Raw genomic sequence first — 21256 nt, 5'->3', positions numbered from 1 at the left:
CGCTGCAGAACCCGGATTACAGATAAGTAATCTTGCGGCAAGCCTGGCGAAAGGCGGTGCTCGGTAGGCTGCCGGCCATGTCATCACGTCTTGCCAGTGCGCACATGCAGAATCGAGTCCGGAGCCACATGCCTGGCGGTCGCCATGGCTGAGATCGAGCGACTCGTGGCCAGGAGCTTTCTGGCAACCGCGCGCTGCGCCAGTTTCAAGCAGGCGGCACGCAGCCTGAACATGCACCCCACGGTGTTGCGCAAGCAGTTGCGGCGGCTCGAAACCAGTCTGGGGGAAGCGCTCTTCGTCTATCAGGACCGCGCACTCGCACTGACGTCACGCGGCCTGGCGTTGCAGGCGGAACTGGCATCCCGGCATCGAGACCTGCGCCCCGAAGTCGGTTTCGCCGAACGGCCCGAGCTGCGCCTGGCGCTGCCGGAATGGGTGCTCGACGATGTGCTGGGTCGGCATCTGGTGGCCTTTCTGCGCAGGCATGCCGGCGTGCGCCTGGAGCTGCTCCGCCAGGACCAGGGGCCGCTGCTGCAGAGCGAGGTCATGATCTGGCTGGCCGATCCCGACCAGGCCCGGCCTGATCCCGGTTTTGCCATGACGCGGCCCCAGCGCCTGGCCAGCGTCGAGTTCCAGGCCTGTATCGGCAAGCGCTACGCCCGTGAGCGACGGCTACCCGCGCGCCTGTGTGATCTGCACGACTACATGCTGGTGCAGCGCCCGGATACGTCGGCATCGGCAGTGTTCGCGCCGTGGAATGCCCTGGTGGACGCGCGTGGCAGTGCGGTGACACGGGCGCACTCCCAGCAATGGACGATGGAGCTGATCCGGCACGCCGCCTGTATTGGCCTGATGCCGCACTACACCTCGCACATCGACGCGAACCTGCAGTTGCTGTCCGGCCTCTTTGCCCGCCCGATGAGGCAGTCGATCTGGCTGGCCTGCGCACCGCTCTCGGCGCAGCGCGAGGACGTCATGAGCCTGCTGGCGCTGATCCACAACGCCTTTGCGGAGCGCCGCGACTGGTTTGCTGCAGACGATGAGTGATGCCGCACGACGACTTGCCGTGCCGGCGTGCGAGCGGACCGTGCAGGGGGCGTCGAGTTCTTCGATTACGAAATTGTAATGCGGCGCTCATCTCCGAGTTATCCGCAGGTTGCAAGGATGTGAGGGCCATAACCACAAGAAGAGTCGGCCTATGACAACCCCAAAACTGCCGGTAAGCATCAGGAGCCATGTATGAACAAAAGCCCTTTAACCCTGGCGATCATCTCCGCACTGGCATTCGGTCCAGGCACGATGACGCAGGCGTCCGAGACACAGGCCAGCGACGGTTTCGTCGAGGGAAGCAGCCTGAAGATCCTCAACCGCAACTTCTACTTCAACCGGGACTTCCGCAAGGGGGAGGCCAGGGTGCTGCCCAACGGTGAGCGCAGCAGTTACACCGAGGCCTGGGCGCACGGCATTCTCGCCAACTTCGAATCCGGCTTCACCCAGGGTACCGTCGGCTTCGGTGTCGACCTCCACGCAGGGCTGGGCCTGAAACTGGATACCGGCGACGGCCGTTATGGTCCGGGTGGTAGCGTCGACATGCTGCCGGTCGACAGCGATGACCGGGCCGAGGATGCGTATTCCAAAGTGGGCGCGGCGGTCAAAGCCCGCTTTGCCGACACCGTGGTCAAGGCCGGTGATGTGTTTCCGACCACGCCTGTCGTGCACTACGGCGATTCGCGTTTGCTGCCGCAGAGCTTCAAGGGGGTCACCCTGGTCAACGAGAGCGTGGACGGGCTGACCCTGCAGGGCGGCCGCCTGCACGCCATGAGTCAGCCACAGGAAAGTACCTCGCGTGGTGAGTTCGCGACCTTCTACGCCGGGCAGGTGGACTCGCCCTGGGTCGGCTACTTCGGTGGCGACTATGCCGTCAGCGACAACCTGGGCTTCAGCCTCTACGGCAGCCGCCTGAAAGATGTCTGGGATCAGTATTACGCCGGGATGTGGTGGACCTATCCGCTCTCCGACGACCTGGCGTTGTTCGGTGGGCTGAACTATTACAACGCGACGGACGAAGGCAAGAAACGCCTGGGCGAACTGAGCAACAACATCTACAGCGGCAGCATCGGCGTGCGCTACGGCGCCCACCGCGTCGCCCTCTCTCACCAGCGCAACAATGGCGACGATGATTTCGACTATCTGCGCCAGTCCGACTCCATCTTCCTGGACAACTCCCTGCAGTACAGCGATTTCAACTCGCCGAAGGAGCGTTCCTGGATGCTGCGCTACGACCTGGACATGGCGGACTTCGGCATACCCGGGCTGAGCTTCATGGCGCGCTACGCGCTGGGGCGTGACGCGGACTACTCCAACGCCAACAGCACGTACATGCGCAGGGATGACGCCGGCAACCCGCTGACCGACCAGAAGCGCTGGGAGCGCAATATCGAGGTCAAGTACGTGTTCCTCGACGGCTCGCTCAAGGACCTCTCGGTGCGTGTGCGGCAGATGAATACCCGTGCCACCGCGTATGAAAGCGACCTCGATGAGGTGCGTGTCATCGTCGAGTATCCGCTGCAGGTGCTGTAACACCGAACAGGAGCGGCGCTGCCGCTCCTAACTGTCAGGATTGTAATGCGGGCCTCATGCTCCCGTTAGGTGCGCCTACCTAACATGGGGCTGTCTTCGAAGCGTTCGTTTCCACGTTTGCTCAGTCAGTCCGAGGTTCCCATGAAAGTGTTCACCCAGTTCCTGTTCGTCGTTCTCCTGAGTGCAAGCAGCCTGCTCGCCTCGGCGGAGGATGGTTCGCAACGCTCGCTCGATGCGCTCAAGCAGTTCCGTGAAAACCAGCAGCGCATCCATGGCGATCGAGCCGCCGGGCAGCAGCCATCATCGTCTGTTCAGAGTGGAGACAACGACGCAGTGCGTGACTGAACGCACGTCGTTTCCCCTCTTCAGTCCCCATCTCTTGGTAGCTCCCGCTCCTTTGGTTGAGAGATGGTTCTTGGCGCCCCTTCGGGGCGCTTTTTTATGGCGCTCATCAGGCGGGCGTCTTCACGCATCGAATCAGTCCGGCTGTGCCAGGTTCTTCCGGGGCTTGCGCGTACGCGTGCAGCCTGTCCCTGGGCCGCGCCTGCCGTTAGCGGTGCCTCCGGGGCGAGCCACAGTGGGGAAGTAGAGGGTGAAGACGGTGCTCTCGTGCACGATGCTGCTGACGTTAACCTGGCCCTGATGCAGGCTCATGATCGAACGCACGATGGCCAGGCCCAGACCGGTGCCGCCGTCGGCACGCGAGCGTCCGCGGTCGACCCGGTAGAAACGCTCGAACAGCCTGGGCAGGTGCTCGGGCGGGATGCCGGGACCCGGGTTGCTCACCGCCAGCGTCACCTCCGAGGGCCCTGCGCTGATCCTCATGTTCACCGTCGCCCCTTCCGGGCTGTGGCGAATGGCATTGGACAGCAGGTTGGAGATGGCCCGTTGCACCATCAGGCGGTCACCCTCGATCGTTGCCTGGCCGGCGACGTCGAGCAGGATGCGCTTCTCTTCGGCCATGAGGGCGAAGAGTTCCGCGACCTTTCGGGCTTCTTCGTGCAGGGCGATCTCTTCGAAAGGAATCAGCGCGGCGGGATGGCTGACATGGGCCAGGAACAGCATGTCCGACACGATACGCGTGACCCGGCCGAGCTCCTCGGTGCAGTTCTCCAGTACCAGCTTGTACTGCTCGGGCGGCCGCTCTCGCGACAGCGTTACCTGCGCCTTGCCGATGAGGTTGGTGATGGGGGTGCGCAGCTCGTGGGCCAGGTCATCGGAGAACTGCGAGAGCTGCTGCACGCCGCTGTCCAGGCGATGGAGCATGAAGTTGATGCCACTGGCCAGTTCACGAAGCTCGCGGGGCAGATTCTCCAGCGGCAGGCGGTGGCTCAGGTCCTGAGTCGATATGCGTTCGGCGATCCTGCGGAACTGATGCAGCGAGCTGAGACCGCGATGGGCTATCCATCCGGCGCCTGCGGCGATCAGCAGCAGCACGAGAGGCAGGGCGATCAGCGTGGATTCGATGTAGGCGCGCAGCAGTGCCTGATCGCTGGCGCGGTCGAGGGTGAGCACGGCTCGGATGCGTGTCCCATCCTTGCGTACCATCAGCTGCGAGGCCGTCATCCGTTCATTGCCCAGGGCGTCCTGCCAGCGCTCGAAACGCACGGCCTCGCTCGAACTCTTCGACAGCGGTGGCAGGTCCGCCAGGTTGCCCTCGCGCAACAGGACACGCGGCTCAGGGCCATCGTCATACAGGATGAGCGAGAGGTTGTCGTGGCCCTTGATCAGGTCCCTGATGTTGTGGATCTGGTCGCCCACTTCGGGACGCAAGGCGACTTCGCGGGTGGCATGGCGAACCTGCTGCAGCTTGTCCTCGAGGTTCTGTGTCGCGATGCCGTCGAGTTGTCGGCTCAGCGAGAAGTAGGCCAGGGCACTGAGCAGCGCAACCAGCAGCAAACCCAGCAGGGCGACGGAAAGGCTGAGCTGGCCCGACAGCCGGGCGGGCCTCATGAACGGGCCTCCAGCACATAGCCGACACCGCGCAAGGTGTGGATGAGCTTGTTCTCGAAGGGGTCGTCGATCTTCGCACGCAGGCGCCGGATCGAGACTTCCACGACATTGGTGTCGCAATCGAAATTCATGTCCCAGACCAGGGAAATGATCTGGGTGCGCGAGAGCACCTCACCGCTGCGGCGCATCAGCAGGTGCAGCAGGGCGAACTCCTTGGTGGTCAGGTCGATGCGCTGTTCGCTGCGGTAGGCGCGATGACGGGCCGGGTCCAGTTCGAGGTCGTCGACCTTGAGGACGTCAGGCACGCTCGGTTGTTCGCCACGCCGCAGGAGCGAGCGGACCCTGGCCAGCAGTTCGGGAAACTCGAATGGCTTGACCAGATAGTCGTCGGCGCCGGAGTCGAAGCCTTTCAGCTTGTCGGCCAGCCGGCCGCGTGCGGTCAGCATCATCACCGGGGTGCGGCTGTTGCGGCGGATACTGGCGAGTACCCCCCAGCCGTCGATTTCCGGCAGGTCGACATCGAGTATGACCAACTCGTAGGCAGACTGCGCTGCCATATGCAGGCCGTCGACACCGTTGGTTGCAATATCGACGATATAACCACTTTCGCTCAGGCCCTGGTGGAGATAGTCGGCAGTTTTAAGCTCGTCCTCAACGATCAGGATTCGCATACGCTGGATAACCTTGGTGAGATGGATATGGAGTTTTTCGAGTCGCGGTTGTTGTCGAGGATGGCGATATCGATGCGTTATGTTCGGGCGCGAAATGATGAACCTTGAAGTGGCTACAGGGTCAAGGAAGGCCCTTTGTTTCAAGGCGTTACATGAACTTATAGGCCTGTTTTCGCGTGTGGTTTCGCGAAGTTCATATATGTCTATTTGTAACTTGCCGAGTGCTCTGTTATGTGCGGGGTGCATGTTAATACAGGGCATTATCCTGTGGCCGAGTATTACGGATTTGTAATTTCGCAGTCACTCCGTCGATAGGTGGGGCTGCCTAAATTCTGCACCGAATGAAGTTTGCCGAGACGTACACGCATGTCTGCGGATTTATATCGGTGTGGAGGAAAGAACTTGTCGAGGCGATATTCGAAAGTTGCTGAAGTATGGGTCCTGGCCGCTGCTTTCGTGTTCCCCCTGGGCCAGGCCAGTGCGTCGACAGCGATCACGCTGAGCCAGGCGTGGGAGCGAGCCCTGCAAGGCAACCCGTCGCTGCTGGCCGGTGAACGCAACGCCGGCATTGCCGAGGGCGAGCGCAGGCAGGCCGGGGTGCTGCCCAACCCGGAGTTGTCCTGGGAGGTGGAGGACACGCGCAGTGCGACGCGGACCACCACGGTACAGATCAGCCAGCCGATCGAACTGGGGGGCAAGCGCGGTGCCCGTATCGAGCTGGCCGAGCGCGGTATCGACAGCGCCTCGATAGGCCAGGAGCAACTGCGCAACGAACTGCGTGCCGAGGTGGTGGCGGCATTTCAGGGGACGTTGCTGGCGACGATGCGTCAGACCCTGGCCGAACAGGCACAAGCGCTGAGTGAGCGTGGCGTCGCGGTGGTCGAGGCGCGAGTCAAGGCGGGCAAGGCGTCCCCGCTGGAGGTCGCACGGGCCCGCCTGCAGTTCGACGAGGTGCGCCTGGAAACCGCGCGTGCCCGCGATCAACGGCGCAATGCCATGAGCCAGCTACTGGCGGTCATCGGCCCGCAGGCCAGCGCGGATGAGCTGGAGCTGAGCGGCGATGCCGCCAGCCTGCCCGCGCTACCGGGTGTGACGGAGCTGTTGCGCCGTCTGGACAGTGCCGCGCCGATGCGTCTGGCGCAGATCGAGATCGAGCGCCAGGAGGCCGCCATCGCGGTGGAGAAGAGTCGGCGCATTGCCGATATCAGGGTCAGCCTCGGCAGCCAGTACAGCCGTGAGGATCGCGAGCGGGTGAATCTGCTCGGGCTGTCCATGCCGCTGCCGTTGTTCGACCGCAATCAGGGCAACGTGCTGGCCGCCTCGCGGCGCGCCGAGCAGGCGCGCGACCTGCGCAATGCGGCGCAGCTGCGCCTGCGCAGCGAGGTGCAGCAGGCTCACCAGCAATGGCGCACGGCGCAGGGGGCGATTCGCAGTTTCGAGGACGGCTTGCTGGGCGCCGCCGACCAGGCGCTGGAGAGCACCACGCGGGGGTTCCAGATGGGCAAGTTCGCCTTCATCGATGTGCTCGATGCCCAGCGCACCCTGATCGACGTTCGCTCGCGCTACCTGCTGGCGCTCGACGAAGCGCTGGCCGCCTGGGTCCGCCTCGAACGCATCTATGGCGATCTCTCCGCCGGTACGGATGGGTACTGAATCCTTGTCACCAAGGCCGGTGCGATGCCGGCGCTGATCACTGTTTGGGGTTGTTCATGCAGAAGAAACTCGGTGTTGCCATCACGGCCGCCATGGCCGTGGGTTTTGTGGGTGGGGCGCTGTTCTACAACGGTGGGCAGTTCGCTGCGGACATGGGTCATCGACTGGCGGAAAGCGACAAGGGCTACGCGACCGGGGTCAATCCGCTCGGCGCGGCGCAGGCCGCGAGTGCGGGCGAGGAGCATGGCGAGGACGGCGATGGTCATGCGCAAGGCGATGAGTCGGCTGAGGGGCATGCCGAGGAGGGGGGGCTGCTGCTCAGCGACGTGCAGATCGCCGCTGCCGGTATCGAGCTCGCCGAAGCGCAGGCACGCAGCATGAGCACCTATATCTCGCTTCCTGGCGAAGTGAATTTCGATGAGGAGCGCACGGCGCACGTGGTCCCGCCCAGTGCCGGGGTGGTCGAGCGGGTGCTGGTCGGCCTGGGGCAGAAGGTGGCGGCTGGCGAGGCGCTGGCGGTGATCGTCAGCCAGCAGGTTTCCGAGTTGCGCAGCGAACTGGCGGCGGCCTCACGGCGCCTCGAGCTGGCGCGCACCACCTTCGAGCGTGAGCGCCAGCTCTGGCAGGACGGCATCTCCGCCGAACAGGATTACCTGCAGGCCAGGCAGGCGCTGCAGGAGGCGCAGATCGCCCTGGCCAACGCCCGGCAGAAGGGCAGGACCCTCGATCCCCAGGGCGATGCCGGTGACGGCAGTCGCTACGAGCTGCGTGCCCCCTTTGCCGGTGTGGTGGTGGAAAAGCACCTGGTGCCGGGCGAGGTCGTGGGCGACAGCAGTGCGGCCTTCACCGTGGCCGATCTGAACCGCGTGTGGGTCACTTTCAGCGTGTCTCCGCGCGACCTGGAGCAGGTCAGGGTCGGCCAGGACGTGCGCGTCATCGCTCCCGAACTGGGGCGCGAGACGACCGCCAAGGTCGCCTATGTCAGCCGCCTGCTGGGTGAGCAGACGCGCACGGCCACGGGCCGTATCACCCTGGACAACGCCGATGGCGTATGGCGCCCCGGCCTGTTCGTCTCCGTCGCCCTGGCCACCGAACGCCATGCGGCCAGGGCGGTGATCCCGCTTTCGGCCGTGCAGGAGGTCGAGCAGCAGAGCAGTGTCTTCGTGCGCACCGACGAGGGTTTCGACGTTCGTGCAGTGACGCTGGGGAGCCGCAGCGACGGCTTCGTGGAGGTGCGCGAGGGGCTGAAGGCCGGGGAGCGGGTGGCGGCTGCCGGCAGCTTCATTCTCAAGTCCGAACTGGGCAAAGCCAGCGCCGAGCACGCGCACTGACCCTCACCGACGAGTATTCCTCATGTTTGAGCGCATCATTCAATTCGCCATCGAGCAGCGCTTTCTGGTGCTGCTGGCCGTGCTGGCGATGGCCGGGGTGGGTGTGGCCAGCTATCAGAAGCTGCCGATCGACGCCGTTCCCGACATCACCAACGTGCAGGTGCAGATCAGCACCGCTGCCGATGGTTTCTCGCCGCTGGAAACCGAGCAGCGCATCACCTTTCCCATCGAGACGGCCATGGCCGGCCTGCCGCACCTGAAGCAGACCCGCTCGCTGTCGCGCTCGGGGCTGTCGCAGGTGACGGTGATCTTCGAGGACGGCACCGACCTCTACTTCGCCCGGCAGTTGGTCAACGAGCGCCTGCAGGCTGCCAAGGAGCAGTTGCCCGAGGGTGTGGAGGCCTCCATGGGGCCGATTTCCACGGGCCTGGGCGAGATCTTCCTGTGGACGGTCGAGGCCGAGGAGGGCGCCCTCAAGGAGGACGGCACGCCCTATACGCCGACCGATCTGCGGGTGATCCAGGACTGGATCATCAAGCCGCAACTGCGCACGGTGCCTGGCGTGGCCGAGATCAACAGCATCGGTGGCTTCGCCAAGGAGTTCCAGATCGCCCCCGATCCCAAGCGCCTGGCCGCCTACAAGCTGACGCTGGGCGAACTGCTGCTGGCGCTGGAACGCAACAATGCCAACGTCGGCGCCGGCTACATCGAGCGCAACGGCGAGCAGCTGCTGGTGCGGGCCCCCGGCCAGCTGGGCACGCTGGAGGATATCGCCAACATCGTGGTGGCCAACGTCGATGGCACGCCGATTCGCGTCAGTCACGTGGCGCAGGTGATGCTCGGGCGTGAGCTGCGTTCCGGCGCCGCCACCGAGAACGGCCGCGAGGTGGTGCTGGGCACGGTGTTCATGCTGATCGGCGAGAACAGCCGCAGCGTATCCCAGGCCGTGGCCGCGCGGCTGGAGGAGATCAACCGCTCGCTGCCCGAAGGGGTGGTGGCGGTGACGGTCTATGACCGCACCAACCTGGTGGACAAGGCCATCGCCACGGTGAAGAAGAACCTGATCGAGGGCGCGATCCTGGTGATCGTCATCCTCTTCCTGTTCCTCGGTAACATCCGTGCCGCCCTGATCACGGCCATGGTGATTCCGCTGTCGATGCTGTTCACCTTCACCGGCATGTTCGGCAACAAGGTCAGTGCCAACCTGATGAGCCTCGGGGCACTGGACTTCGGCATCATCGTCGACGGTGCGGTGGTGATCGTCGAGAACGCCATTCGCCGCCTGGCCCACGCGCAGCACAAGCACGGTCGCGAGCTGACCCGCAGCGAGCGCCTGCACGAAGTGTTCGCCGCCTCCAGGGAGGCGCGCCGCGCGCTGATCTTCGGCCAGCTGATCATCATGGTGGTGTACCTGCCGATCTTCGCCCTGACCGGGGTCGAGGGCAAAATGTTCCACCCCATGGCCTTCACCGTGGTCACTGCGCTGTTCGGCGCCATGATTCTCTCGGTGACCTTCGTCCCGGCGGCGATCGCCCTGTTCGTCACCGGCAAGGTGAAGGAGGAGGAAAACGCGCTGATGCGCATCGCCCGGCGTGCCTACGAGCCGGTGCTGCAGTGGGTCATGCGCTATCGCCTGCAGGCCTTCGGCGCCGCCCTGGTGCTGGTGCTGTTCTCCGGCTTCCTGGCCTCGCGCATGGGCAGCGAGTTCGTCCCCAGCCTGAGCGAGGGTGACTTCGCCCTGCAGGCGCTGCGCGTGCCCGGCACCAGCCTGACCCAGTCGGTGGAGATGCAGATGCGCCTGGAACAGACCCTGCTGGCCCAGGTGCCGGAGGTGCAGCGCGTCTTCGCCCGCACCGGCACGGCCGAGATCGCGTCCGACCCGATGCCGCCGAACATTTCCGACAGCTACGTGATGCTCAAGCCGCGTGAGCAGTGGCCTGACCCGGACAAGTCGCGGGAAACCCTGATCGCCGAACTGCAGGCCGCCGCCGAGTTGGTGCCGGGCAGCAACTACGAGCTGTCGCAACCGATCCAGCTGCGTTTCAACGAGCTGATTTCCGGCGTGCGCAGCGACGTCGCGGTGAAGATCTTCGGTGACGACAGGGACGTGCTCAACCGCATGGCTGCCGACGTGGCGCAGGCCCTGGGCAGCATCGCGGGAGCATCCGAGGTGAAGGCCGAGCAGACCAGTGGCCTGCCGGTGCTGACCGTGGCCATCGACCGCGACAAGGCGGCGCGCTATGGCCTGAACGTCGGTGACATCCAGGACACCGTCGCCGTTGCCGTGGGTGGCCGCCGGGCGGGCACGCTGTTCGAGGGCGACCGCCGCTTCGATCTGGTGGTGCGCCTGCCGGAAGACCTGCGCACCGACATCGACGGCCTGTCGCGTCTGCTGATCCCCGTGCCGGCTGCCGGGGCCGCCACCGGCGTCGGCTTCATCGCCCTGGCGGAAGTGGCCCGGCTGGAGCTGGCGCCCGGCCCCAACCAGGTCAGCCGCGAGAATGGCAAGCGTCTGGTGGTGGTCAGCGCCAACGTGCGTGGGCGTGATATCGGCTCCTTCGTGGAGGAAGCCGAAGCGAAGATTCGCCGCGACGTGAAGCTGCCCGCCGGCTACTGGACCAACTGGGGCGGGCAGTTCGAACAGTTGCAGTCCGCCGCCAGGCGCCTGCAGGTGGTGGTGCCGGTCGCCCTGCTGCTGGTCTTCATGCTGCTGTTCATGATGTTCAACAATCTGCGCGATGGCCTGCTGGTGTTCACCGGCATCCCCTTCGCCCTGACCGGGGGTGTCATGGCGTTGTGGCTGCGAGACATTCCCCTGTCGATCTCCGCCGGGGTCGGCTTCATCGCCCTGTCGGGGGTGGCGGTGCTCAACGGCCTGGTGATGATTTCCTTCATCCGCAACTTGCGTGAGGAAGGCATGGGCCTGCAGCGAGCCGTCACCGAAGGGGCCTTGCAGCGCCTGCGCCCGGTGCTGATGACGGCCCTGGTGGCGTCGCTGGGCTTCGTGCCGATGGCCCTGGCCACCGGCACCGGTGCCGAAGTGCAGCGACCGCTGGCGACCGTGGTGATTGGCGGCATCCTGTCGTCCACCGCATTGACGCTGCTGGTGTTGCCGGCCTTGTATCGCTGGGCGTACCGGCGTGAAGAGCAGGCGGAACCGGAGGCCAGCCCGTGACCCCGTCGCCCATGCGCGGTCCGGGACTGGGACGTCAGCCGCCCTGCGCCTGGAGGAACAGGGCGAACAGCTCCGACTGCGACTTGATCCCCAGCTTGCTGTAGACATGCTTGCGGTGCACCTTCACGGTCTCCGCCGAGATCGCCAGCTTGCGCGCCACTTCCTTGCTGGAGTGGCCGCTGAGCATCAGCCGCACCACTTCCAGCTCGCGGCCGGTCAGGGCGGTCTCCACGTGCCGCGCCATCTGCTCCAGGCGTTCCTGCCAGGGCGGGGGCGCGCTCGGTTCGCCGGGCTCCGGCTCGAAGGCCAGGCGCTGGCGCATCAGCGCCGTGACCCAGGGCTGCACCAGGCCGAGCAGGGCGATCTGCTCGGGACGGAAGACCTGGCGTGAGCCCAGTGACAGGCACAGGGTGCGTTCGCCCGGCAGGGCCAGGTTGATCTGCACTTCGTCGGCGACCACGTTGAGGCGGAAGTAGCGCTGGTAATAATCGGTCTGCTCGAAGCACTCCGGCGCCACCTCGCCCAGGCGCACCAGGCCGTCGCGGCGGCCTTCGCGGCTGGCGATGTAGAAGGGGTCGAGCAGGTAGAGGCCGCGCAGGTAGTCCTGGAACAGCAGGTCGGGCTCGCCATCATCGCCGCTGCACTCGGCCAGCACCTGCGGGCGGCCCTCGCTGAAGACCAGCGCCACCCAGCTGTCGTGCGCCACGTACTGGCCCAGGGTGCGCTGCAGGGCACGCCAGAAGTGAGGGCCCGGCAGCGCGTCGATCAGCTCGGCGACGCTGCGATGGAAGGCGATGTCGTGCAAGGTCATGGTCATGCCTCTACCCCCGGGGGGTTACCCCGCATGCGTGATTTCGCCCGGGCACCCCTGTCTCCATACTCGAACCCTGGCGGATGGCTGCCGGCATTCTGGGTAGCCACCACGCGTCGTGCAACAACAAGAATCGGAGCCCTGTCATGCAAGTCGAACTCGTCCAGCTCGCTGGCCGTGATGGCGATACCGCCCACAACCTCGCTGCCGCGTTGCACGCCATCGCCGGCTGCGCGGCCGGAACCCGCCTGCTGGTCTTTCCGGAAACCTACCTGACCGGCTTCCCCACGGCGGAGAACGTCGCCGCCCTGGCCGAGCCACTCGATGGCCCGAGCCTGCGGGCGATCCGTCGTGCCGCCGCCGAGCGGGGGGTGGCCGTGGCCATCGGCATTGCCGAGAACGACAACGGCGTGTTCTACAACACCACGCTGCTGATCGACGGCGACGATACCGTCCTCACTTACCGCAAGACCCATCTGTGGGCCTCCGATCGGGGCGTGTTCACCCCGGGCGACCGCTACGCCACGGCGCTGCTCGACGGTGTGCGCGTCGGCCTGCTGGTGTGCTTCGACATCGAGTTTCCGGAAAGCGCCCGGGCCCTGGGTGAGCTGGGCGCCGAGTTGCTGATCGTCACCAACGGCAACATGGACCCCTACGGACCGACCCATCGCACTGCGATCATGGCGCGGGCGATGGAGAACCAGGCCTACGCGGTGATGGTCAACCGCGTCGGCGAGGGTGACGGCAACCTGGTGTTCGCCGGCGGCAGCGCGGTGGTCGAGCCCGGCGGCGGCCTGCTGCTGGAGGCGGGGCGCGAACCCTGCCGGCAGGTCATCGAACTGGACATGCAGCGCCTGGCCGAGGCCCGTCGCGACTATCGCTACCTGGACGAGCGACGCATGCCGCTGCCTGGCCAGCGTGTCGAGCATGACAGCGGCCTGCGTGAGCTGCTGATTCCCTGATTTCCCTTGAACGGGCGCCGCAGAAGCGCCCGTGCGGCCTCGCCGCGCCTTTCTTTCGCCGACTTCGGCTCTGCCATAACAATTTCAAAAAAAACGGGAGTAGCAAGCAATGGCTCGTCTGCAACGATCCCTTTCACTGGGAGCGGTGGTGCTGTTCGGCATCGCCTACATGACACCGATCATCGTCCTCGGCACCTTTGGCATCCTCGCCGAGATCACCCGTGGTGCGGTGCCCGCGGCCTATGTCGCCGCCTCGCTGGCGATGGTCTTCACAGCACTCAGCTACGCCCGCATGGCCGGGTTGTTCCCGGTGGCCGGTTCGGCCTACAGCTACGTGCGGCGCAGCATCAACGATCACCTGGGGTTCATCGCCGGCTGGGCGGTGCTGCTCGATTACCTGTTCCTGCCCATGGCCATCTGGCTGATCGGTGCGGCCTACCTGCACTCGGCCTTCCCCGGCTTGCCACAGGCGCTGTGGGTGCTGACCTTCATTGTGCTGACCAGCCTGATCAACGTGGTCGGCCTGCGCCTGGCCAAGGGCATCAACGGCGTGCTGATGCTGGTGCAGTTCCTCGTCCTGCTGGCCTTCGTCGCGCTGTGCGTGCACTACGTGCTGGGTGATGCGAGCAAGCCGCTGTGGTCGCTGGAGCCGTTCCTGGGCGAGGGCATGAACCTGTCGCTGGTCATGGCTGGCGCGGCGGTCGCCTGTTACTCCTTCCTCGGCTTCGATGCGGTCAGCACCCTGACCGAGGAGACCCACGAACCGCAGCGCACCATTCCGCGGGCCATCCTGCTGATCACCCTGATCGGTGGCCTGATCTTCGTGGTCACCGCCTACTGCGTGCAGCTGGCGCATCCCTCGACGCTGTTCGAGAGCAGCGATGCGGCGGCCTACGAGATCGCCCGCAACATCGGTGGCGACCTGTTCGTGTCGGTGTTCCTGATCGGTCTGATCGTCGGCCAGTTCACCTCGGGCCTGTCGGCCCAGGCCAGCGCCTCGCGCCTGATGTTCGCCATGGGCCGTGACGGCGTGCTGCCGCGGGCCTTGCTGGGCACCCTGAGCCCGCGTTTCGGCACTCCGGTGGGCGCCATCCTGGTGTGCGCGGTCGTGGCCCTGCTGGCGCTGAAGCTGGACGTCACCACCTCGACCTCCTTCATCAACTTCGGCGCCTTTCTCGCCTTCAGCCTGGTCAACCTCTCGGTGATCGTCCACTTCGCCCGCCAGCCGCAGGCGCGGGGGCCGCTGCAGGTGCTGCGCTACCTGCTGTGCCCGTTGCTCGGTCTGCTGGCGACACTATGGCTGATGGTCAGCCTGGATCGCCTGGCGATCATGCTCGGCTGCAGCTGGCTGGTGCTCGGTGGCCTGTACCTGACCTGGCTCACCGGAGGCTTTCGCCGCCGTCCTCCGGAGCTGCAGTTCGACGCGCAGAGCTGAGCTGCGCCACCGTTGCCGGACCTTCGTCGCGCTCGGCGACGAAGGTCACCGGTTTCGAGCCGTCGGCATTGAGGTGCAGGATGCGTTCGGGACGGCCCTGCGTGTCGAAGAACACCTGGCCGAGGCCGGCGCCGTTCCACAGCCGCTCGCCCGAGCGGCTGCGGTCGGGGATCAGCGGGGTGACGCGCATGCGCCGGCGCTTGGTCAGCCAGTTGAGTGGCGACCAGGGGGCATAGAGCCAGCGGTTGAGGCGGTCGAACCAGTCCAGCAGCCTGTGCGGGAATTCGTTCTTGATGCCGCTGCTGGTGATCTGCCAGATGGTGGGACTGTTGCGGCGCAGGCGGATGCTCACCCGGTAGACGAAGGAGTAGTGCACGTCGCCGGACAGGATGACGAAGTCCCCAGGCGTGCGCGAGTGGCGGAAGATGTTCATCATCACGCTGGCTGCACCGCGATGGGCCATCCAGTTCTCGGCATCGACCAGCAGTGGATGGCCGGCGTAGGTGAACAGCTTCTGGATGCCTTCGATCAGCTTGACGCCGAACATCGGCGCGGCGGAGACGATGATGCAACTGGGGTGATCGAGCAGCGCCTGCTGGAAGTCGCACAGCGCTTCCCAGTCCATCAGCCCGGAGGGCTTCGACAGATGACCTTCGCTGCGCCAGCGCCGCGTGCGGGTGTCGAGCACCAGCAGCGCCGGGGTGGTCGGCAGCACGTAGTGCCAGTGCTGGAACTCCAGCAGTTGCCCGATCAGCGCGTCCTGCGCCTTGGCCTGCAGCTGGTCGTTCGCCTGGCGTTGCAGGAGCAGGTCGCGGCAGGCCCGCAGCGGCTCGGCGAACGCCTGCGGGTCGTTGCCCCAGCCCTGGCACAGCAGGTAGGCGAGCAGGGCGTTGCCGATGATGCGCCGGGAGAACGGATGGCCGTAGGCGGTTTGTTCCCAGCGCGCGGACAGGTTCCAGTCGTCGGTGACGTCATGGTCGTCGAAGATCATCAGCGTCGGCAGGTGGGCCAGCACGCGGGCGGCCTGGCCGAGCCCCTGGCGGAATGCCGCGATGCGCTGACGTTCGTCGGCGTAGCGCTGCTGGCGTTGCTCGTCCAGTGGCGGGGGCGTTTCCTCGATCAGCGTCCAGGGCACGGGCGACCAGACCAGCAGGTACATGGCGATCATCTCGGCGAAGGTCACCAGGTGGTTGTCGGCGCTGCTGCTGGTGAAGATCGGCTTCTTCACGCCGCCGAAGAACTTGTCGCGCAGGGTCTGGTTGCTGGTGATCTCGGGCAGCAGCTCGGCCCGCCGGTAGTAGCCCACCGGATCGGCGTAGAGCGCCTGGCTGTCTTCGACCACCGCGCCTTCGAGCTGCTCGTCGAACAGGCCGAGGCGGGCGATCAACTGGTGGATGGCGCACAGCATCGGCCCGGCGACGTCATCCACGTACACCTGGTCGCCGCTCATCAGCAGCAGGGCCGGGCGCTGCGTGGCGTCGTGCGGCTCGGCCAGCAGGCAGTCGGCGCAGAGCAGGCCATCGTCGGCGGCATGGTGCGGCTTGCGGCAGGAGCCGTGGAGCAGTTGGTCGAGCCGTGCACGCAGGACGAAATCGGCGTGCTCGGCGCCGTCGTGGAGCAGGTGCGCCGCCCAGTCGGCCATGCCGCGCGTCCCGTCAGCCGCGATGATCTGCAGGTCATAGGCGACGCGCACATCCTGGGGCAGGGCGCGCTCGAGGGGCACGTCGAGCAGATGCAGGACCGCATGCCGGCCCAGCGGCAGCTGCTGGCAATGCGCGTCGAGGGCCAGGGTGCGCGGCTCCTCGCCGTCGGGGTGCAGCCAGAGTTGCAGGCTCAGCTCGCGACTGGCCACCAGCCACAGTACCAGGCGGCCGGGCTCCAGGCGGCGCAGCAGCGGGCCGGCCAGCACCGCGGGCAGTGGCGTGTGGAGGTTGTCGGGCATGAGGCTTCCTGCAGGATGAGAGACAGGGCTTGGACAGTGGCAGGGCGCCAGCGGTTCAGGAGGCCAGCTGGCGCAGGTGCTCGACGTCGAGAATCTCGATCTCGCCGTAGGTCAGACGCACGACGCCCTGAGCCTCCAGCTCCTTGAGGATCTGGTTGGTGGTCTGGCGCGACAGCGAGAGCATCAGCGCCAGTTGTTCCTGGGCCAGGTGCAGCACCCGGCGCGGCTCGCTCTCGCCGTAGTTTTCGGCGATCAGCAGCAGGCGCCTGGCCAGGCGTGGCGCGGCCGGCAGCAGGCTCATGTCTTCCAGGGCGATGAAGGCCAGGCGCAGCTTGTGGCTCATCAGCAGGGCGAAATCGCGCCAGTGCTGCGGCTGGCGTTCGAGCAGGGCGAGTAGCTCGGCCTGGGGCAGCAACAGCAGGGTGCTGGCGCTTTCGGCGAAGGCATCGTGGGTGCGCGGCAGGCCGTCGAACAGGGAGATCTCGCCGAACCAGTACGGCGGCTCGACCAGGGTCAGCAGGGCTTCCTTGCCGTTCTCGCCGATGGCGCCGACGCGCACCGCGCCCTCGACCACCGCGTACAGGCCGCTGGGTCTGTCGCCACGGCGAAACAGCCGCTGGCCGGCATCCAGGCGCTGCACCCTGGCCATCTCCAGCAGGGTCTGGCTCAGCGCCGCAGGCAGCGCGGCGAACCAGTGGCCCTGGTTGAGCAGGCTGGCGTAGGTGCGAGGGTCGGGCATGTCGGCTCCTGTAGGGCGCTGTGGCCGTCGATGTCATTGTCGGCTAGGCGACAGAGCGATGCGCCGGCGCGAGGTGATCATGGCGGGGCCTGTTCCCCTGTTGAGGACGATAACAATGAAAACCCTCGTCGATCACCTGGCCCAGTATGCCGCCTACCACCGCGACCGACGCAACATCGCCAGCCATTTCATCGGCATCCCGATGATCGTGCTGGCGGTCGCCGTGCTGCTCTCGCGCCCGGGTTTCGAGCTGTTCGGCCTGTGGCTGGCGCCTGCCACCCTGGTGGCGCTGGCCGCCGCGCTGTTCTACCTGCGCCTGGATACCCGCTTCGGTCTGGTCATGAGCCTGCTGCTGGCGCTGTGCCTGTGGGCTGCTGCCGGGCTGGCGGTGGCCGGCACGGCGCTGTGGCTGTCGGCGGGGCTCGGCCTGTTCGTGGTCGGCTGGGTCATCCAGTTCGTCGGCCACTATTACGAAGGGCGCAAGCCGGCGTTCGTCGATGACGTCATGGGGCTGATGGTCGGCCCGCTGTTCGTGGTGGCCGAGCTGGCCTTCCTGCTTGGCCTGCGCAAGGAGGTCGAGCACGCGGTGGTGGAAATCGCCGGGCCGACCTGCATTCGCGAGAAGAAGGCCCTGGCCTGAGTCGCCCGGCTGACGGGCGCATGCGCCGACGAGCCGGCTTCTGCGGCTACCCGGCACGGCTGGGCTAGAACATCGCCATCCACTGCGCGGTCAGCGAGCGCGCGTGGCGGTCCACGGTGATCGGTGCGAAGGGGCGGCCGGACACGCTCTCCAGCGTGTTGCTCTGGCTGTTCATGTCGGCCAGCGCGGCGCGCAGATAGCCCCAGCGGGTCTGCAGCTTGTTCACCTGCGGGTCCGCCTTGGCATCCAGAGCCTGCAGTTCCTGGTCGATGGCCGGCAGCAGCAGGCGTTCGTCCTGGCCCAGGTAGGTGTCGGGGTGCTCGCGGGCGATCTCGAAGGTGCCCAGGTAGGAGCGGGCGAGGTATTGCACCCCCAGGTACTCGACCTTCGCCGCCAGTTCGCTCTGCCCTGGCGCCCCCGGCAGCCCCCTGGCCGCCGCGAGAAAATCACGCAAGGCGCGACTGAGGTCCTCCGGGAAGCGCCAGGGCACGTTCTCGTCACCGGGGCCATAGGAAACACCGTTGCGCAGTTGGGTAACGAGGGCGTGGTGGGCGCTGGTGAGCGCGCTGCTGCCCTGCGGCAGGCTCTGCATGGCGCCGGCCAGAGCGGCCAGGTCGGCCTCCAGGCGCTGTCGATGGACTTTCTGGAAGCCCTCGCCACGTAACAGCATCAGGCTGCTGGTCGCGCGGCAGGCGTGAATCTGGATCTGTTCCTGCGGACTGACGGCCTCTGCGAAGGCCATGGGCGAGAGCCCGACGAAGAGGCCCAGCGACCAGAGAAAGGCATGGCGTAGCAGTGCTTTACAGCGCATCCGGGTGCTCCTTGTTATTGTTTTGAGCGGGGCGGCGTCAATGACACAGCGTCAAGACTACTGCGTCATGCCGGAGCGAGCATGACCCGAAAGAGTGATTTCGTCGGAAATCGCTACCGTTCGGGGGCTTTTGCCAGGTTGCGCAGGTACTCGGCACTGAAGGCGTCGGCCGGGAAGAAGGTTTCCAGGGCCAGCTCGGCCAGGGTCACGTCGTTCGGTGTGCCGAACACGGTGGTGGTGCTGATCATGCTCAGCACGCCGGCTTCGGTGCGCAGTTGCACCGGCATCAGGACCGTCTCTGCAGAGGCTTCGCCCTCATCCTCCGGCGCCGGGTAGGTCAGCAGTTCCTCGTGCAGGGCCAGGAGCTGCGGGTCGCCGCTGATCTCGGCATCGCGGTGCAGGCGCAGCAACAGGTGCGCGCGCCACTGCGCCAGGTTGACGATGCGCGGGGCCAGCCCCTCGGGGTGCAGGGACAGGCGCAGCACGTTGAGCGGCGGGCCGAGCAGGTCGTCTGCCACGCCGACGAGAAAGGGGCCGACCGAGGCGTTGGCCGCGAGCAGGTTCCACTGCCGGTCGATGGCCAGGGCGGGATAGGGTTCATGGGCCTTGAGCAACTGGTCGATGGCCTGGCGCGCCGGCTCCAGCGCCGGGTCGGCGAGGTCGTGCTGGCTGTACAGCGGGGCGAACCCCGCGGCGCTGAGCAGGCGGTTGCGCTCGCGCAGGGGAATCTCCAGCTGCTCGGCCAGGTGCAGCAGCATGTCGCGGCTGGGTTGTGCGCGGCCGGTCTCGACGAAGCTCAGGTGGCGGGTGGATATCTCCGCCTCGCAGGCGAGGTCGAGCTGGCTCAGGCGGCGCCGCTGGCGCCATTGGCGCAACAGGGCGCCGGCGGTCTGGGAGTTCGTAGTCATGGCCAGCACGATAGTCCAGCCAGGTCATGTCGGCCATTACCTGATAGGTAATCGACGGCCCGTGCGTTTCGGCGAAGTCTGTAGGCCAGGCACCACCCCGGTGCTCCCTGTGGAGAACTTGCCATGAACGTACTGCAACCCAACCCCATGCTGCGTGATGCGCTGTTGCTCGACGGCCTGCTCAGCGGCGTCACCGGCCTGCTGCTGGTCCTGGCGGCCGGCTGGCTGGGCGCCTTCCTCGAACTGCCGCGTCTGCTGTTGCTGGTCGCCGGCAGCGCCCTGTTGCCATTCGCCGCGCTGCTGGTGTGGTTGTCCAACCGCCAGCAGATCAGCCGCCAGGTCGTCTGGGCGGTCATCGCGGTCAATGCCCTGTGGGTGATCGACAGCCTGCTGGTGCTGCTGATCGGCTGGCTGTCGCCGAACCTGTTCGGCTACGCCTTCGTCATCGCCCAGGCGCTGGCGGTGGCGCTGCTGGCCGAGCTGCAGTGGTTTGGCCTCCGCCACTCGCAGGCGGCCGCCATCTGACGCTTGCGCTCAGAAGCCGCGCAGGGCCAGTTCGCTGCCGAGCAGCAGCAGGCCGATGAAGAACCAGCGTTTGAAGCGCTCGGCGCTGATGCGCTTGCGCAGCCACTGGCCGGCGGCCATGCCCAGCAGGGCGGGCAGCAGGGCCAGGGCCGAAAGGCCCAGCACCGCGGGCTGCAACAGTTCGCCGCTGTGCCCGAGCGCCGCCGCCAGGGCCAGGGTGGAGACGCTGAACGAAAGCCCGAGGGCCTGGATCAGGTCGTCCTTTTCCAGGCCGATGGCCTGCAGGTAGGGCACCGCAGGGATGACGAAGACGCCGGTGACGGCGGTGATCGCCCCGGTGACGGCGCCGATCAGTGGCGCCAGCCAGGACTCGTATCGCGCGGCGACGCGCACCTGCACCCTGGCCAGGCCGAGCACGGCATAGAGCACCAGTGCCGCGCCGAGCCAGCGGCTGGCGCCGGGCAGGTCGAGGCTGTGCAGTGCCGCGGCGACCAGCAGCGTGCCGGCGACGATACCCAGCAGCATGGGCCATAGGCGGCGCAGCATCGGCAGCGGGCTGCGGCCGTCGCACAGCTGCCAGATGTTGCTCACCATCGAGGGGATGATCAGCAGCGCGGCGGCCTGCAAGGGCGCCATCAGCAGGCCGAGCAGGCCTACGGCGATGGTAGGCAGGCCGAGGCCGACCACGCCCTTGACCATGCCGGCGAGCAGGAAGGTGGCGAGGATCAGTGGCAGGTACTCGGTCATCGTGCGGCTCCCCTGTGGTGCATGGCCTGGCTGTCGGCGGGGGCCTGCTCGCGCTCGTGCAGGCCGTAGTCGCGCAGCACCTGGGCCACGCGCAGGCGATAGTCGGCGAAGACGCTTTCGCGCCCCGCCGTCTGCGCCTCGCGGTGCTCCTGGTGCTGGCGCCAGGCTTCGACCGAGGCGGCGTCCCGCCAGAACGACAGCGAGAGGATCTTGCCCGGTTCGCTGAGGCTCTGGAAACGTTCGATGGAGATGAAGCCGGGTTGTCTGGCGAGCAGCGGGCGCAGCCCGGCGGCGAGGTCGAGATAGTCCTGCTGCTGGCCTGGTTTGGCCTGTACTTCGAAGATCACGGCGAGCATCGGGTTTCTCCCTGGCT

The 21256-nt window shown here is 66.4% G+C and carries 19 protein-coding genes; 10 read left to right on the top strand and 9 right to left on the bottom strand.

Annotated elements, in window-relative coordinates:
- Nucleotides 1-144 precede the first annotated feature (144 nt).
- The 3 genes from E4487_RS14535 (at nucleotide 145) to E4487_RS14525 (ending at nucleotide 2925) form a co-directional block, all read left to right on the top strand.
- Nucleotides 145-1047, top strand: a complete 903-nt coding sequence (locus tag E4487_RS14535) for a LysR family transcriptional regulator (protein WP_175253718.1) — start codon at nucleotides 145-147, stop codon at nucleotides 1045-1047.
- A 252-nt stretch (nucleotides 1048-1299) separates the two neighbouring features.
- A complete protein-coding gene (locus tag E4487_RS14530; RefSeq protein WP_257229435.1) occupies nucleotides 1300-2580 on the top strand; it encodes an OprD family porin in 1281 nt (426 codons plus the stop codon).
- Nucleotides 2581-2721: 141 nt separating this feature from the next.
- Nucleotides 2722-2925, top strand: coding sequence for a hypothetical protein (locus E4487_RS14525; protein WP_172979191.1), 204 nt, complete (start codon nucleotides 2722-2724; stop codon nucleotides 2923-2925).
- 132 nt (nucleotides 2926-3057) lie between these two features.
- Here the strand turns inward: E4487_RS14525 and E4487_RS14520 are convergent, their stop codons facing one another.
- Nucleotides 3058-4533, bottom strand: a complete 1476-nt coding sequence (locus tag E4487_RS14520; protein ID WP_175253716.1) for a heavy metal sensor histidine kinase — start codon at nucleotides 4531-4533, stop codon at nucleotides 3058-3060.
- Complete coding sequence (locus tag E4487_RS14515) at nucleotides 4530-5204, bottom strand: heavy metal response regulator transcription factor (RefSeq protein WP_037051233.1); 675 nt, start codon at nucleotides 5202-5204, stop codon at nucleotides 4530-4532. Before E4487_RS14515 ends, E4487_RS14520 begins: the two co-directional genes overlap by 4 nt.
- Nucleotides 5205-5660: 456 nt before the next feature.
- On the opposite strand from E4487_RS14515, the gene E4487_RS14510 reads away from it, so the two are divergent.
- From E4487_RS14510 to E4487_RS14500, 3 genes are read left to right on the top strand one after another with little or no spacing between them, the layout of a single operon-like run.
- Nucleotides 5661-6857: a TolC family protein gene (locus tag E4487_RS14510; RefSeq protein WP_373921531.1), complete on the top strand. Its 1197-nt coding sequence runs from the start codon at nucleotides 5661-5663 to the stop codon at nucleotides 6855-6857.
- Nucleotides 6858-6913: 56 nt separating this feature from the next.
- Nucleotides 6914-8188 (top strand): efflux RND transporter periplasmic adaptor subunit, encoded by a 1275-nt coding sequence (locus tag E4487_RS14505; RefSeq protein ID WP_175253714.1) that lies wholly within the window; start codon nucleotides 6914-6916, stop codon nucleotides 8186-8188.
- A gap of 22 nt (nucleotides 8189-8210) precedes the next feature.
- Complete coding sequence (locus E4487_RS14500) at nucleotides 8211-11363, top strand: CusA/CzcA family heavy metal efflux RND transporter (RefSeq protein WP_150607034.1); 3153 nt, start codon at nucleotides 8211-8213, stop codon at nucleotides 11361-11363.
- 34 nt (nucleotides 11364-11397) lie between these two features.
- On the opposite strand, the gene E4487_RS14495 is transcribed toward E4487_RS14500, so the two are convergent.
- Nucleotides 11398-12180 (bottom strand): helix-turn-helix transcriptional regulator, encoded by a 783-nt coding sequence (locus E4487_RS14495; protein ID WP_175253713.1) that lies wholly within the window; start codon nucleotides 12178-12180, stop codon nucleotides 11398-11400.
- 140 nt (nucleotides 12181-12320) lie between these two features.
- Between E4487_RS14495 and E4487_RS14490 the strand changes: the two genes are divergently transcribed.
- Together E4487_RS14490 and E4487_RS14485 are read left to right on the top strand one after the other, a co-directional pair.
- Complete coding sequence (locus E4487_RS14490; protein ID WP_175253712.1) at nucleotides 12321-13136, top strand: carbon-nitrogen hydrolase family protein; 816 nt, start codon at nucleotides 12321-12323, stop codon at nucleotides 13134-13136.
- A 109-nt stretch (nucleotides 13137-13245) separates the two neighbouring features.
- Nucleotides 13246-14571 (top strand): APC family permease, encoded by a 1326-nt coding sequence (locus tag E4487_RS14485; RefSeq protein WP_175253711.1) that lies wholly within the window; start codon nucleotides 13246-13248, stop codon nucleotides 14569-14571.
- On the opposite strand, the gene E4487_RS14480 is transcribed toward E4487_RS14485, so the two are convergent.
- Nucleotides 14516-16513, bottom strand: a complete 1998-nt coding sequence (locus tag E4487_RS14480; protein ID WP_175253710.1) for an alkaline phosphatase family protein — start codon at nucleotides 16511-16513, stop codon at nucleotides 14516-14518. The two genes, E4487_RS14485 and E4487_RS14480, sit on opposite strands and share 56 nt — an antisense overlap.
- A 55-nt stretch (nucleotides 16514-16568) precedes the next feature.
- A complete protein-coding gene (locus E4487_RS14475; RefSeq protein WP_037051245.1) occupies nucleotides 16569-17252 on the bottom strand; it encodes a Crp/Fnr family transcriptional regulator in 684 nt (227 codons plus the stop codon).
- 115 nt (nucleotides 17253-17367) lie between these two features.
- Here E4487_RS14475 and E4487_RS14470 point away from each other — a divergent pair, with 115 nt between their 5' ends.
- Complete coding sequence (locus E4487_RS14470) at nucleotides 17368-17892, top strand: DUF962 domain-containing protein (protein WP_134677651.1); 525 nt, start codon at nucleotides 17368-17370, stop codon at nucleotides 17890-17892.
- Nucleotides 17893-17956: 64 nt separating this feature from the next.
- Here the strand turns inward: E4487_RS14470 and E4487_RS14465 are convergent, their stop codons facing one another.
- Nucleotides 17957-18703 (bottom strand): hypothetical protein, encoded by a 747-nt coding sequence (locus tag E4487_RS14465; protein WP_175253709.1) that lies wholly within the window; start codon nucleotides 18701-18703, stop codon nucleotides 17957-17959.
- A 113-nt stretch (nucleotides 18704-18816) separates the two neighbouring features.
- Nucleotides 18817-19611 (bottom strand): helix-turn-helix domain-containing protein, encoded by a 795-nt coding sequence (locus E4487_RS14460; RefSeq protein WP_152489925.1) that lies wholly within the window; start codon nucleotides 19609-19611, stop codon nucleotides 18817-18819.
- A 123-nt stretch (nucleotides 19612-19734) separates the two neighbouring features.
- On the opposite strand from E4487_RS14460, the gene E4487_RS14455 reads away from it, so the two are divergent.
- Nucleotides 19735-20136 (top strand): hypothetical protein, encoded by a 402-nt coding sequence (locus tag E4487_RS14455; protein ID WP_037051248.1) that lies wholly within the window; start codon nucleotides 19735-19737, stop codon nucleotides 20134-20136.
- Nucleotides 20137-20145: 9 nt separating this feature from the next.
- Here E4487_RS14455 and E4487_RS14450 read toward each other — a convergent pair whose 3' ends face one another.
- Both E4487_RS14450 and E4487_RS14445 read right to left on the bottom strand, forming a co-directional pair.
- Entirely contained in the window at nucleotides 20146-20883 is a 738-nt protein-coding gene (locus tag E4487_RS14450) for a sulfite exporter TauE/SafE family protein (RefSeq protein ID WP_175253708.1), read from the bottom strand.
- A complete protein-coding gene (locus E4487_RS14445) occupies nucleotides 20880-21239 on the bottom strand; it encodes an antibiotic biosynthesis monooxygenase (RefSeq protein WP_175253707.1) in 360 nt (119 codons plus the stop codon). Before E4487_RS14445 ends, E4487_RS14450 begins: the two co-directional genes overlap by 4 nt.
- Nucleotides 21240-21256 lie beyond the last annotated feature (17 nt).

Source organism: Pseudomonas sp. BMW13 (genome assembly GCF_013357275.1).
Taxonomy (GTDB): Bacteria; Pseudomonadota; Gammaproteobacteria; order Pseudomonadales; family Pseudomonadaceae; genus Aquipseudomonas; species Aquipseudomonas khazarica.
Note: the sequence above shows the minus strand (reverse complement) of the source record. Positions and strands in the feature narration are given on the sequence as shown.

Bases quoted from the DNA above. Each gene is read 5' to 3' on its own strand.
- E4487_RS14460 (WP_152489925.1), bottom strand. From the start codon at position 19,611: ATGACTACGAACTCCCAGACCGCCGGCGCCCTGTTGCGCCAATGGCGC.
- E4487_RS14495 (WP_175253713.1), bottom strand. From the start codon at position 12,180: ATGACCATGACCTTGCACGACATCGCCTTCCATCGCAGCGTCGCCGAG.
- E4487_RS14525 (WP_172979191.1), top strand. From the start codon at position 2,722: ATGAAAGTGTTCACCCAGTTCCTGTTCGTCGTTCTCCTGAGTGCAAGC.
- E4487_RS14530 (WP_257229435.1), top strand. From the start codon at position 1,300: ATGACGCAGGCGTCCGAGACACAGGCCAGCGACGGTTTCGTCGAGGGA.
- E4487_RS14515 (WP_037051233.1), bottom strand. From the start codon at position 5,204: ATGCGAATCCTGATCGTTGAGGACGAGCTTAAAACTGCCGACTATCTC.
- E4487_RS14465 (WP_175253709.1), bottom strand. From the start codon at position 18,703: ATGCGCTGTAAAGCACTGCTACGCCATGCCTTTCTCTGGTCGCTGGGC.
- E4487_RS14470 (WP_134677651.1), top strand. From the start codon at position 17,368: ATGAAAACCCTCGTCGATCACCTGGCCCAGTATGCCGCCTACCACCGC.
- E4487_RS14450 (WP_175253708.1), bottom strand. From the start codon at position 20,883: ATGACCGAGTACCTGCCACTGATCCTCGCCACCTTCCTGCTCGCCGGC.
- E4487_RS14480 (WP_175253710.1), bottom strand. From the start codon at position 16,513: ATGCCCGACAACCTCCACACGCCACTGCCCGCGGTGCTGGCCGGCCCG.
- E4487_RS14505 (WP_175253714.1), top strand. From the start codon at position 6,914: ATGCAGAAGAAACTCGGTGTTGCCATCACGGCCGCCATGGCCGTGGGT.
- E4487_RS14520 (WP_175253716.1), bottom strand. From the start codon at position 4,533: ATGAGGCCCGCCCGGCTGTCGGGCCAGCTCAGCCTTTCCGTCGCCCTG.
- E4487_RS14490 (WP_175253712.1), top strand. From the start codon at position 12,321: ATGCAAGTCGAACTCGTCCAGCTCGCTGGCCGTGATGGCGATACCGCC.
- E4487_RS14535 (WP_175253718.1), top strand. From the start codon at position 145: ATGGCTGAGATCGAGCGACTCGTGGCCAGGAGCTTTCTGGCAACCGCG.
- E4487_RS14485 (WP_175253711.1), top strand. From the start codon at position 13,246: ATGGCTCGTCTGCAACGATCCCTTTCACTGGGAGCGGTGGTGCTGTTC.
- E4487_RS14455 (WP_037051248.1), top strand. From the start codon at position 19,735: ATGAACGTACTGCAACCCAACCCCATGCTGCGTGATGCGCTGTTGCTC.
- E4487_RS14500 (WP_150607034.1), top strand. From the start codon at position 8,211: ATGTTTGAGCGCATCATTCAATTCGCCATCGAGCAGCGCTTTCTGGTG.
- E4487_RS14475 (WP_037051245.1), bottom strand. From the start codon at position 17,252: ATGCCCGACCCTCGCACCTACGCCAGCCTGCTCAACCAGGGCCACTGG.
- E4487_RS14445 (WP_175253707.1), bottom strand. From the start codon at position 21,239: ATGCTCGCCGTGATCTTCGAAGTACAGGCCAAACCAGGCCAGCAGCAG.